The sequence below is a fragment of the Nonomuraea sp. MG754425 genome (genome assembly GCF_021699195.1).
In the GTDB taxonomy this organism is placed as follows: domain Bacteria; phylum Actinomycetota; class Actinomycetes; order Streptosporangiales; family Streptosporangiaceae; genus Nonomuraea.
Window position 1 is genome coordinate 1 of sequence record NZ_SSXE01000262.1, and the last position, 10,825, is coordinate 10,825.

The 10,825-nt window shown below is 71.9% G+C and carries 12 protein-coding genes; 11 read left to right on the forward strand and 1 reads right to left on the reverse strand.

Features of this window, described 5'->3' with window-relative positions; all coding sequences use genetic code 11:
- Positions 1-300 precede the first annotated feature (300 nt).
- On the reverse strand, positions 301-690 hold the full coding sequence (locus FAF44_RS48555) for a nuclear transport factor 2 family protein (RefSeq protein ID WP_237110254.1): 390 nt from the start codon (positions 688-690) through the stop codon (positions 301-303).
- 84 nt (positions 691-774) lie between these two features.
- On the opposite strand from FAF44_RS48555, the gene FAF44_RS56190 reads away from it, so the two are divergent.
- From FAF44_RS56190 to FAF44_RS48610, 11 genes are all read left to right on the forward strand, one after another.
- Positions 775-1,338: a TetR/AcrR family transcriptional regulator gene (locus tag FAF44_RS56190; RefSeq protein ID WP_237110255.1), complete on the forward strand. Its 564-nt coding sequence runs from the start codon at positions 775-777 to the stop codon at positions 1,336-1,338.
- Between the two features lie 126 nt (positions 1,339-1,464).
- Positions 1,465-2,466 (forward strand): ABC transporter ATP-binding protein, encoded by a 1,002-nt coding sequence (locus tag FAF44_RS48565; protein WP_237110256.1) that lies wholly within the window; start codon positions 1,465-1,467, stop codon positions 2,464-2,466.
- Between the two features lie 77 nt (positions 2,467-2,543).
- On the forward strand, positions 2,544-3,284 hold the full coding sequence (locus tag FAF44_RS48570) for an ABC transporter permease (RefSeq protein WP_308193530.1): 741 nt from the start codon (positions 2,544-2,546) through the stop codon (positions 3,282-3,284).
- Positions 3,281-4,063, forward strand: coding sequence for an ABC transporter permease (locus tag FAF44_RS48575; RefSeq protein WP_237110258.1), 783 nt, complete (start codon positions 3,281-3,283; stop codon positions 4,061-4,063). The genes FAF44_RS48570 and FAF44_RS48575 overlap by 4 nt, the downstream gene beginning before the upstream one ends.
- The gene (locus FAF44_RS48580; protein WP_237110259.1) at positions 4,060-5,112 is read left to right on the forward strand and encodes an MCE family protein; all 1,053 of its coding nucleotides are present in this window, start codon (positions 4,060-4,062) and stop codon (positions 5,110-5,112) included. Before FAF44_RS48575 ends, FAF44_RS48580 begins: the two co-directional genes overlap by 4 nt.
- Entirely contained in the window at positions 5,109-6,101 is a 993-nt protein-coding gene (locus FAF44_RS48585; protein WP_237110260.1) for an MCE family protein, read from the forward strand. Before FAF44_RS48580 ends, FAF44_RS48585 begins: the two co-directional genes overlap by 4 nt.
- Positions 6,092-7,081, forward strand: a complete 990-nt coding sequence (locus tag FAF44_RS48590) for an MCE family protein (protein ID WP_237110261.1) — start codon at positions 6,092-6,094, stop codon at positions 7,079-7,081. The genes FAF44_RS48585 and FAF44_RS48590 overlap by 10 nt, the downstream gene beginning before the upstream one ends.
- Positions 7,078-8,067 (forward strand): MCE family protein, encoded by a 990-nt coding sequence (locus tag FAF44_RS48595; RefSeq protein WP_237110262.1) that lies wholly within the window; start codon positions 7,078-7,080, stop codon positions 8,065-8,067. The genes FAF44_RS48590 and FAF44_RS48595 overlap by 4 nt, the downstream gene beginning before the upstream one ends.
- On the forward strand, positions 8,064-9,272 hold the full coding sequence (locus FAF44_RS48600) for an MCE family protein (RefSeq protein ID WP_237110263.1): 1,209 nt from the start codon (positions 8,064-8,066) through the stop codon (positions 9,270-9,272). Before FAF44_RS48595 ends, FAF44_RS48600 begins: the two co-directional genes overlap by 4 nt.
- Positions 9,236-9,736: a hypothetical protein gene (locus FAF44_RS48605; protein ID WP_237110264.1), complete on the forward strand. Its 501-nt coding sequence runs from the start codon at positions 9,236-9,238 to the stop codon at positions 9,734-9,736. The genes FAF44_RS48600 and FAF44_RS48605 overlap by 37 nt, the downstream gene beginning before the upstream one ends.
- Positions 9,733-10,230, forward strand: a complete 498-nt coding sequence (locus tag FAF44_RS48610) for a hypothetical protein (RefSeq protein ID WP_237110265.1) — start codon at positions 9,733-9,735, stop codon at positions 10,228-10,230. Before FAF44_RS48605 ends, FAF44_RS48610 begins: the two co-directional genes overlap by 4 nt.
- Positions 10,231-10,825: the final 595 nt, after the last annotated feature.

The following is a 10,825-nucleotide window of genomic DNA, read 5'->3' on the forward strand; positions in this document are numbered from 1 at the left end:
CCTCCTGGGTGCAGGAGACGTTCACCGCCACCACGGTCGGCGGCACCACGGTCTTCGACCTCACGCAGCCCCGGTAGGGCGGCCGGTGCACCGGCCCCCGTGGCGTGCCGGTCCGGCGACGTGCCGGTCCAGGGGCGTGCCGCTCCGGGGGTGCACCGAACCCGTGGCGGCCGGTCCGGTGGGCGTGGCGGACCGGAGGCGTGGCGGTCCGGCGGCGGGCGGTCCGGCGGCGTGGCGGTCCGGGGTGCATCGACACCCGTGGCGGGCCGGTCCGGGGGCGCGGCGGGCCGGTCGGGCCGATCAGCTTTCGGCTCGTACCTGGGTGATGGCGCTGGTGTCCATGTAGTCCCTGGTGTGCACGATCTGGCCGTCCCTGATCCGGAGCACGAGCAGGCCGGGCACGGCGACGCGGCGCTCGCCCGCCAGCACGTGCGTGGTCTGCTCCACCACCACGACCTCCGGGTCCTCCGTACGGTGCAGCGCGTCACGGCGTACCTCTTCGGCCACGAACGGGGTGGCGTCCCACATCGCGTGGTAACCCGCGCGCACGGCCTCCCTGCCCTCGAACGGCGGCAGCCCGCCGAACGGGAACTCGTGCAGCCCGTCCTCCGCGTACAGGTCGGCCAGTTCGTCGGCCGACTTGTGCAGCATGGCCGCCTGGAAGCCGGTGACGACCGTCTCGATCGACATGATCCCTCTTTTCGCTCAACGTTCGTTGACTCAACGAGCGTAGAGCGAAACAGGGTGATCGGTCAACGCATGTAGAGTCGGGGGGTGGGTGAGCGCGTGCTTCCGAGGGCCGAGCGGCGGCGCCGGACCGAGGAGAAGATCCTCGACGCGGCCAGGTCCCTCTTCGGCGAACTGGGCTACGAGCGCGCCACGATCAGGGGCGTCGCCAGGCGGGCGGAGGTCGATCCGGCCCTGGTGATGCAGTACTTCGGGAGCAAACAGGAGCTGTTCCAGCGGTCCGTGCGCATGGCGCCGGCCCCCGACGGCGAGCTGGGCCCCGACGAGGTGGTCGAGCACGTGCTCGGCTCGCTCGGCATGAAACTCGAGCTGCCGGAGGGCTCGCTGGCCATGCTGCGCTCCATGCTCACCCACCCGGAGGCCGCCGAGTCGGCCCGGCAGATGCTCGGCGGGCAGATCGGCCGCCTCGCCGAGGCGCTGCCCGGCGAGGACGCGCGGCTGCGGGCGACGCTGATGACGCTCACCCTGCTGGGGATCACCGTGGGGCATCAGCTCCTGGAGATGGAGGAGCTGCGCGGGGTGCGTCAGGAGGAACTGGCCCGCCTGCTACGGCCGAGCCTGCGCGCGCTTACTGGACAGGATGTCCCATAACCTCCCGGTAACAAGCTATTGGAACCCGTTCCAATTCGGCGGAACGTCGCTACGGTGAGGGCAACCTCTGAGTAAAGTGTGCGGCACGTTATCCCCTGAGTACTCCTTGCTACCGGGAAGGTGACCGTGGGCGTCGAAGTCATGGTCGACGGCTTGACCAAGTCGTTCGGCCGGCAGGTCATCTGGGAGGACGTCTCGCTCACGCTGCCCGCGGGCGAGATCTCGGTGCTGCTCGGCCCCTCGGGCACCGGCAAGTCGGTCTTCCTCAAGACCATGGTCGGCCTGCTGCGCCCCGACCGCGGCCACATCTGGATCGACGGCTTCGACCTCGCCAACTGCGCCGAGGCCAAGCTGTACGAGCTGCGCCGCCTGTTCGGCGTGCTGTTCCAGGACGGCGCGCTGTTCGGCTCGCTCAACCTCTACGACAACATCGCCTTCCCCCTGCGCGAGCACACCAAGAAGAACGAGGCCCAGGTCCGCCAGATCGTCATGGAGAAGGTGGAGCTGGTCGGCCTGCTCGGGGCGGAGACCAAGCTGCCGGGGGAGATCTCCGGCGGCATGCGCAAGCGGGCGGGGCTGGCCAGGGCGCTGGTGCTGGATCCCGAGATCATCCTGTTCGACGAGCCCGACTCCGGCCTCGACCCGGTGCGCACCGCGATACTCAACCAGCTCATCGTGGACATCAACGCCGAGATCGAGGCGACGTTCCTGATCGTCACGCACGACATCAACACCGCCCGTACGGTGCCCGACAACATCGGGCTGATGTTCCGGCGGGAGCTGGTGATGTTCGGCTCGCGCGAGATGTTGCTGTCGAGCGACGAGCCGGTGGTGCGGCAGTTCCTCAACGCCAGGAAGCACGGCCCCATCGGCATGTCCGAGGAGAAGGACCTGTCGGAGCTGGAGGCCGAGGCCGAGGCCGGGTACGACCCCGGGCCGCTGCCGCCGATCCCGCCGCAGCTCATGCCGTCCGGCAACAAGCTGCGCCGCACCCAGCGCGCGCCGGGCACCTGGCTGGCGGCCAACGGCGTGATCCCGCCGCAGGGCTCGTTCGTGGACGAGCGCGGACGGAACTGGCTGGAGGAGTACCCCCGCCTCCTCAACGCCCATCTGCACGGGATCGTGTAGCCCATGGAGGTGCCAGGAACGCCCCTTTTCGCGGCCTTGAACGAGTACTCTCCGGATCCGATGGAGTGCGTATGGTGATGGTGGAGGTCGGGCGGTTCGTCGCCATGGCGCTCGACACCGTCAGGGTCGCGGGGCGGCGGCCGTACCAGGGGCGGGAGTTCGTCCGGCAGGCGTGGTTCGTGGTCAGCGTCAGCGCCCTGCCCACGGCGCTCGTCGCCGTCCCCTTCGGGGCCGTGCTCGCCATGCAGACCGGCAACCTGATCCGCCAGTTCGGCGCCCAGTCCTTCACCGGGGCGACCGCCGTGCTCGGCATCGTGCGCGAGGCCGCGCCCGTGGTGACGGCGCTGATGATCGCGGGCGTGGCGGGCAGCGCGATCTGCGCCGACCTCGGCGCGCGCAAGATCCGGGAGGAGATCGACGCCCTGGAGGTGCTCGGCCTCGACCCGCTGCACCGCCTGGTGGCGCCCAGGGTGGCGGCCTGCGCGGTGGTCGCGCCGCTGCTGAACGGCCTGGTCATGACGGCCGGGCTGAGCGCCGGATACCTGTTCAACGTGGTCGCCCAGGGCGGCACGCCCGGCGCGTACCTGCAGTCGTTCAACACCCTCGCCCAGCTCTCCGACCTGTGGGTGTCGGAGATCAAGGCGCTGGTCTTCGGGGTCACGGCGGGGCTCGTGGCCGCCTACAAGGGGCTGAGCGCGGCCGGCGGGCCCAAGGGCGTCGGGCAGGCGGTCAACCAGACCGTGGTGTTCGCGTCCATGCTGCTGTTCGCCGAGAACTTCCTCATCAGCGCCGTCTACAACCGGCTGGTGCTCTCATGAGGGCGCTGGAGCGGCAGGGCGAGTTCTACGCCAGGGCCGTCGCCGCCCTGCCCGCCGCCGCACGCTACCGCAAAGAGGTGCTCAGGCTGCTGGCCGAGGTCAGCCTCGGCACCGGCGGGCTGGCGGTGATCGGCGGCACCACGGCGGTCGTCGCGTTCATGACCTTCTTCACCGGCACCGAGGTCGGCCTGCAGGGCTACACCGGGCTCGACCGGCTCGGCGGCTCGGCCTTCACCGGGTTCCTGTCCAGCTACGTCAACACCCGCGAGATCGCCCCCATCGTGGCCGCGATCGGCCTGTCGGCCACCGTCGGGGCCGGGTTCACCGCGCAACTCGGCGCGATGCGGATCAGCGACGAGGTGGACGCGCTGGAGGTCATGGCGGTGCCCCCGATGGCCTTCCTGGTCGGCACGCGGCTGATCGCCGGGTTCGCCGCCGTCGTGCCGCTGTACGTGCTCGGCCTGCTGGCCTCGTACGTGTCCACCCGGCTGATCGTCACCGTCTTCCACGGCCAGTCGGCCGGCACCTACGACCACTACTTCGACCTGTTCCTGGTGCCCTACGACGTGTTGTGGTCGTTCGGCAAGGCGCTGGTCTTCGCCGTGATCGTGATCCTCGTCCACTGCTACTACGGCTTCCACGCCACCGGCGGCCCCGCCGGGGTCGGGGTGGCGGTCGGGCGGGCCGTACGGGCGGTGCTGGTCGCGGTGAACGTCGCGAACATCCTGCTCGGCCTGGCCATCTGGGGCACGACCACGACCGTGCGGCTGGCCGGATGAGGTACGGGCTCGCGCTGCTGGGCGTCATCGCCGCGTTCACCGCCATCACCCTGGCCGCCTACCTGAAGGTCTTCTCCGGCGCCAAGCACGTCACGCTCGTGGTCCCCGCCGCGGGACTGCAGCTCGACCGGCGGGCCGACGTCAAGCTGCACGGCGTCGTGGTCGGCGAGGTGTCCGAGGTCAGGCCGGACACCGGGGGCGCCAGGCTCACGCTCGCCCTCGACCACGACGTCGATCGTGCCTCCACCGCCGAGTTGCTGCCGAAGTCGCTGTTCGGCGAGAAGTACGTCAACCTGCTGCCGCCCAGCGCCCCGCGCGGCCCCATCCGCGACGGCGACGTGATCACGGCCTCGGCCACGGCCGTCGAGGTCACGCAGGTGCTCGACCGGCTGCTGCCCCGGCTGCGCGCCGTCCGTCCCGATCGGCTCAACTCCGTCATGAACGCGCTGGCCACCGCGCTCGACGGCCGCGGCGAGCGGCTGGGCGCGACCTTCGAGCGGGCCGACGCCTACCTCGCCGCGCTCCGGCCCCACCTGCCGGCCGTGCGGCGTGACCTCGCCAAGCTCGCCGACGTCACCGCCGCCTACGGCGAGGCGGCCCCCGACCTGCTGCGCACCCTGGACAACGCCGCCGCGCTCGGCCGTACGATCACCGACGCCGACCTCGCCCGCCTGGCCGAGACAGGAACCCGGGCCGCCACCAGGACGGGCCGCCTGCTCGCCGAGAACGAGACCGGGATCATCGGCCTCCAGCACGTCGTGCGGCCCGCCCTCGACGTCACGGCCCGCCACTCGCCCGCGATCCCGTGCGTCTTCCAGGGCCTGGTCCGCCTGCGTCCCCGCCTCGACGACGCCTTCGGCCACGGACGCGCGAAGGCGGTGCTGGAGATCGTCAGACCGGCGCGGCCGTACCGGCCCGGCGTGGACGCCCCGGCGTACGCCGACCGCCGCGGGCCCCGCTGCTACGGCCTGCCCCGGCCACCGGTGCCGTTCCCCGGGGTGCGCTTCGCCGACGGCACGCGCGACCTGGCGGGGCTGATGCTGCGATGAGCGTGTGGGCCCCGGCACTCAAGCTGACCGTCTTCGCCCTGGTCACCAGCCTGTGCGTGGCGACGCTCGCGATCACCATCACGGGCGCGCCGCTCGCCCCGGCCACGCCGTACGAGGCGGTCTTCAGCGACGCCGGCGGCCTGCGCGAAGGTGACGACGTACGCGTCTCGGGCGTGCGGGTGGGCCGGGTGGAGTCCGTCACCCTGGCGGGCACGCGGGCCCTGGTCGCCTTCTCCGTACGCGAGCGCACCCGCCTGCCCCGCACCGTCGCCGCCGCGATCCGCTGGCGGAACCTGGTCGGCGACCGCTACCTCACCCTGTCCACCGGCGCGGGCGGCCCCGGCCTGCTGCCACCCGGCGGCCGGATCACCGACACCCGCCCGGCGCTCGACGTCACGGCCCTGTTCAACGGGTTCCGGCCGCTGCTGAAGGCCATCCGGCCGGCCGACGTCAACAAGCTGAGCTGGGAGATCGTCCAGGTCCTGCAAGGGGAGGGCGGCACGGTGGAGAGCCTGCTCGGCCACATCGGCTCGCTGACCGGCGCGCTCGCCGACCGCGACGCGGTGATCGGCCGCGTGATCGGCAACCTCGGCGTGGTGCTGGGCGAGGTCGCCGGCCGCGAACGCGAGTACGACACGCTGATCCGCGACCTGCGCGCCCTGGTCGGCGGCCTGGCGGCCGACCGCGTGGCGATCGGCGACTCGCTGGCCACGCTCGACCGTCTCACCGGCGCCACCCAGTCCCTCGTCGAACGCGCCCGGCCCGACCTGCGGCGGGCCGTCGGCTCCGCCGGCAGCCTCCTGGAGGCGCTCGCCGACCGCGACCAGGCGATCTCCCACACGCTGCGGGCCGCGCCGCCCCGCCTGAACCAGCTCGTCAGGGCCACCTCCTACGGCTCGTGGTTCAACTTCTACCTGTGCTCGCTGGCCGTGCGGTCGGGCCGGACGACCACCCCCGCGATCGTGAACGAGAGCCCCCGATGCCGCTGACGTCCTTCAGGAGACGCGACCCGATCCCGCTGGCCGCGGGCGCCGTCGTGGTGACGCTGGCGCTGGTGGCCGCCGCGCTCGGGGTGGGCGAGTTGCCGTACGGCGTCACGTACTCGGCCGAGTTCGCCGAGTCGGCCGGGCTGCGCGTGAACGACGACGTCGTGATCGCCGGGGTCAGGGTGGGCCGGGTGAGCGCGGTCGAGCTCGACGGCGGCCACGTGCGGGTCGGCCTGCGCGTGCCGGACGACCTGCGGCTGGGCTCGCTCACCAGGGCCGACATCCGGATCAAGACCCTGCTCGGCGCGCACCACGTCGTCCTCGACCCGCGGGGCCCCGGGCGGCTGCGGGGGCCCATCCCGCTGTCGCGCACGAGCGTGCCGTACGAGGTGGTGGCGGCCGTCAACGACCTGTCCCAGAGCGCCGACCGCATCGACGAGCGCGAGCTGGCCTCGGCCATGACCGTGCTGGCCCGGACGGTGGACGGCTCGTCGGAGGAGATCAGGTCCGCGCTCGACGGCCTGGGCCGGCTCTCCCGCACGATCGCCTCCCGCGAGGACGGGCTGCGCGACCTCGTCCGCCGCGCCCGCACCGTCACCGGCCTGCTCGCCCGCCGCGACACCGACCTGACGGCCCTGATCAGGGACGGCGACCTGGTGCTGCGCGAGATCGCCGCCAGGCGCGCGGCCATCCACGGCCTGCTGGTCAACACCGTGCTGCTGACCCGCCGGATCGACGGCCTGATCGCCGACAACCGGGCCACGCTGAAGCCCATGCTGCGGCGGCTGCGCGCCTTCACCGGCGTGCTCCGGCGCAACGAGGAGAGCCTGGAGCGCACGCTGGCGCTGCTGGCCCCGTTCGTCAGGCAGCTCGCGGACACGGGGGGCAACGGCCGCTGGGTGGACACGATCGTGCAGAACCTGCTCCCGCTGCCGGCCTCGGTCCGCTTCCCCGACCGCACCCTCGGAGGTCTGACGCGATGAGGCGGACGGCCGCGTTCCTGCTCCTGCCGGGCCTGCTGGGGGGTCTGGCCGGCTGCGGCTTCGAGGGCGTCGCGTCCCTGCCGCTGCCCGGCGGCGCCGACCTGGGCGCGCGCCCGTACGAGGTGCGGATCGAGTTCGAGGACGCCCTCGACCTGGTGCCGCGCTCGTTGTGCAAGGTGGACGACGTCACCGTGGGTGAGGTCACCGGGATCGAGCTGGGCGACGGCTGGCGGGCCGAGGTGGTCTGCGCCGTCAGGGGCGAGGTGCCGCTGCCCGACGCGACCACCGCGCTGATCGCGCAGACGAGCCTGCTGGGGGAGAAGTTCGTCAAGCTCGTGCCCGCCGGGCGCGGCCGGCTGAGCGGCCCCATCCCGGTGACCCGCACCAGTACGAGCGCGGAGGTCGAGCAGGTGCTGTCGGCCGCGTCGCTGCTGGTGAACGGCGGCGGACTCGACCAGCTCGCCACCATCAACACCGAGCTGGGCCAGGCGCTCGGCGGCCGGTCGGCCCGGATCAAGGGCCTGCTGCGCCGGCTCGGCGTCTTCGTGGCGGGCCTCGACGGGTCCAGGAAGGACATCGTCCGGCTCATGGACGGCCTCGACGGGCTCACCTCGACCCTGGCCCGGCAGCGCGGCACGATCAAGGAGGTGGCCACCGGCATCGGGCCGGCCGTCAAGCGGCTCCGCCGCCAGCGCCGCGACCTGACCAGGATGCTCACCGCCCTCGACCGCCTGGGCCGCACCGCCACCCGCGTCGTCGAGCGCTCCGGCGCCGACACCCTGGCCAATCTCCGCCACCTGAGCGAGCTGCTGTCGAACCTCGACCGCGCCCGCCACGACCTCGTCGAGGGCGTGGCCACCGCGCTGACCTTCCCGTTCCCCGGCTCGGCCGCCTCGATGCTCAGGGGCGACTACGGCAACGCCGACATCACCGTGGACGTCACCCCCGCCACGACCCTGGACAACCTGCTGGGCGGCGCGCGATGACCGCCCGGCTCGTGGCGCTCGCCGTCGTCGGGGTGCTGGCGGTGTCGTACACGCTTGTCAGGTACGCGCGGGTGGGCGCGGACCTGTTCGACCCCGCCTACCGGGTCACGGTCGAGCTGGCCGACGCCGCCGGCCTGTTCGACAACTCCGAGGTCACCTATCGCGGGGTGGCGATCGGGCGGGTGGAGTCCCTGTCGGTGGCCGGCGGCGGGGCGCGGGCCGTGCTCCGACTGGAGCGCGAGCGGCCGGTGCCCTGGCACGGGCTGCTCGCGGTGGTGGCCAACCGGTCGGGCGTGGGGGAGCAGTACCTCGATCTGCGGCCGTCCGGGGCGCGGGGGCCGTACCTGCGCGACGGGGACGTGATCGGGCGGGAGCGCACCCGTCTGCCGGTCAGCACCGCCCAGGTGCTCGGCGACACCGATCGGCTGCTCGCCTCCGTGGACCCGCGCGACGTCGAGACGGTGGTCACCGAGCTGGACGCCGCCCTCGGCGCGAACGGGGCACACCTGGGCAGGCTGATGGACGCGGGCGGCACCCTGCTCGCACAGGCCGAGAAGGTGCTCCCGGAGACCGTCGCGGTCATCAGGCAGGGAGAGACCGTGCTGGACGCTCAGCGGGCTTCTGAGGGCCATCTGAAGGCATTCGCGGGAGACCTCGCCGCCTTGACCGATTCCCTGCGGAAGGGTTCCCGCGACCTGTCGGACGTGCTCGCCCGCGCCCCGCGTACGGCCCGTTCGGTCGAGCGGCTCGTGGACGGGGTCGAGCCGCACCTGCGCCCGCTGCTCACGAACCTGATCACGGGCGGGCAGAGCGTCTCGGCCCGGGTGCCCGCGCTGCGCCAGCTCCTCATCGGCTACCCGGCGGCGGTGGCCGGGGCGTTCACGGTGGTGGACGCGGACGGCGTGCACTTCGGGCTGGATCTCAACCTGAACGTGCCGCCCCCGTGCCGACGGGGCTACGAGCACGTACGCAGACGTCACCCGCACGACGTGAGCCCGCGGCCGGCCGACCCGCGGGCGTACTGCAGGCAGGAGCGCGGCAGCGCCACCACATCACGAGGAGCGCGTAACGCGCCACCCGCCCAACCGCCTCCGTCTATTCGAGGACTTAGGGAGTGGATGTCGCGTTATGATCCGGCAGCGACCGGCCGGGAAAGGGGTGAGCAGAAGTGGCAGGACTTGCTGTTCGGCCCGCTCGCATCCTGATCGCGGCGCTGAGCGGGGTGCTGGCGGTGCTCGTCGGCACGGGCGTGTGGATCGCGGCCCAGGCGCGCGACGAACAGGGCAGGGCGGGCGACAGGCAGGCCGCGCTGCTGGCGGCGGGGGTGCACGCCAAGAACCTGGTCTCGCTCGACTACAACAGCGCCGACGACGACGTGCGGCGCATCCTCGACACCTCCACCGGCGCCGCCAGGGCCGAGTACGAGGCCAACGCCGGCAAGCTCAAGTCGACCACGGTCGACAACAAGGTGATCCAGCACGGCGTGCTGCGCGCGACCGGCCTGGTCTCGATCAACGAGGCCACGGCCACGGTGCTGGTCGTGGCCGACGTGGAGATCCGCTGGGACGACTCGGACAGCGCGCCGCAGGAGCGGTTCTACCGCTGGCAGATGGACCTGACCAAGGCCGACGGGCTCTGGCTGGTGTCGAAGGTGGTGCAGGTCACGTGAGGCTCTTCATGATCGTGCTGCTCGGCGTCCTGGTGGCGGTGGGCGCGGTGCTGGTGCCGACCATGTGGTTCAACCTGCGTGACCTGCGCGAGAGCGACGCGGCCGGGACGGAGGCCGTGGCCGCGGCCAGGAAGGTCGCCCCCGACCTGCTCTCCTACGACTACCGGACCGTGGAGGCGGATCTCGCGCGGGCCGAGACCTTCACCACGGGCGAGCTGAGCGGCCACTACAAGGAGCTGAGCAGGACCCTGGTCTCCCGGGCAAAGGAGCAGAAGATCGTGCAGACCGTCGCCGTGGCGGGGGCCGGGGTGGAGCGGGCGGAGCCGGACCGGGTAGAAGTTCTGCTCTTCGTGAACACTGGTACGGTCAAGGAGATCCCCGGCAAAGAAGGGGTGCAGCAAGAGTTCACCCAGAACCGGGCCAGATTCGTCATGGTGCGGCAAGAGTCGCGCTGGCTGGTGGCGGGCCTGTCCACGCTTCTGGGGACCGCCTGAGGCCCCGAAGATCGCGGGCGCGCCGCTTCCTTCAATTGTTACCAAAAATCAGGTTTAGCGAAGCCTTTGGCGCGGGTATCTCCGTCAGTGGAACACCGGTTGTCGGCATGGGTTCGACCCCCGATGTGACAGAGCGTTAACCGCCCCCGTTCGCGGGTATCGTCTTGGGCCGGGCGGTAGGCGATCAGTCACGCAGGGGAGAAAACCCAGCGTCCGGGCCCTGAGTCGGCTAAAAGTCGGGCTTGCGGGCTTGACGTATCCGCCTGAACGGGCGATGCTGCGACCAACGTGGAGCATGCAGCGAGAGCGAAGTGGACAGGCGTGTGCCGTTCGGCTACACTGCCCCTTTGCGCTGCCCTTTGACGACCCGTGATGCTTGCTCACGTTGCGAGGTTGTCTGGCGTGCGTGTAGTCAGTCCGCCGCGAGCCCTCGGAAGGACATCTGTTGGCAGCCTCGCGCAACGCCTCCGCCGTACCCGCTGGTCCCCGTCGCGTCTCTTTCGCGCGTATCCAGGAGCCTCTCGAAGTTCCTGACCTCCTCGCCCTGCAGACCGAGTCGTTCGACTGGTTGCTCGGCAACGAGAAGTGGAAGGCC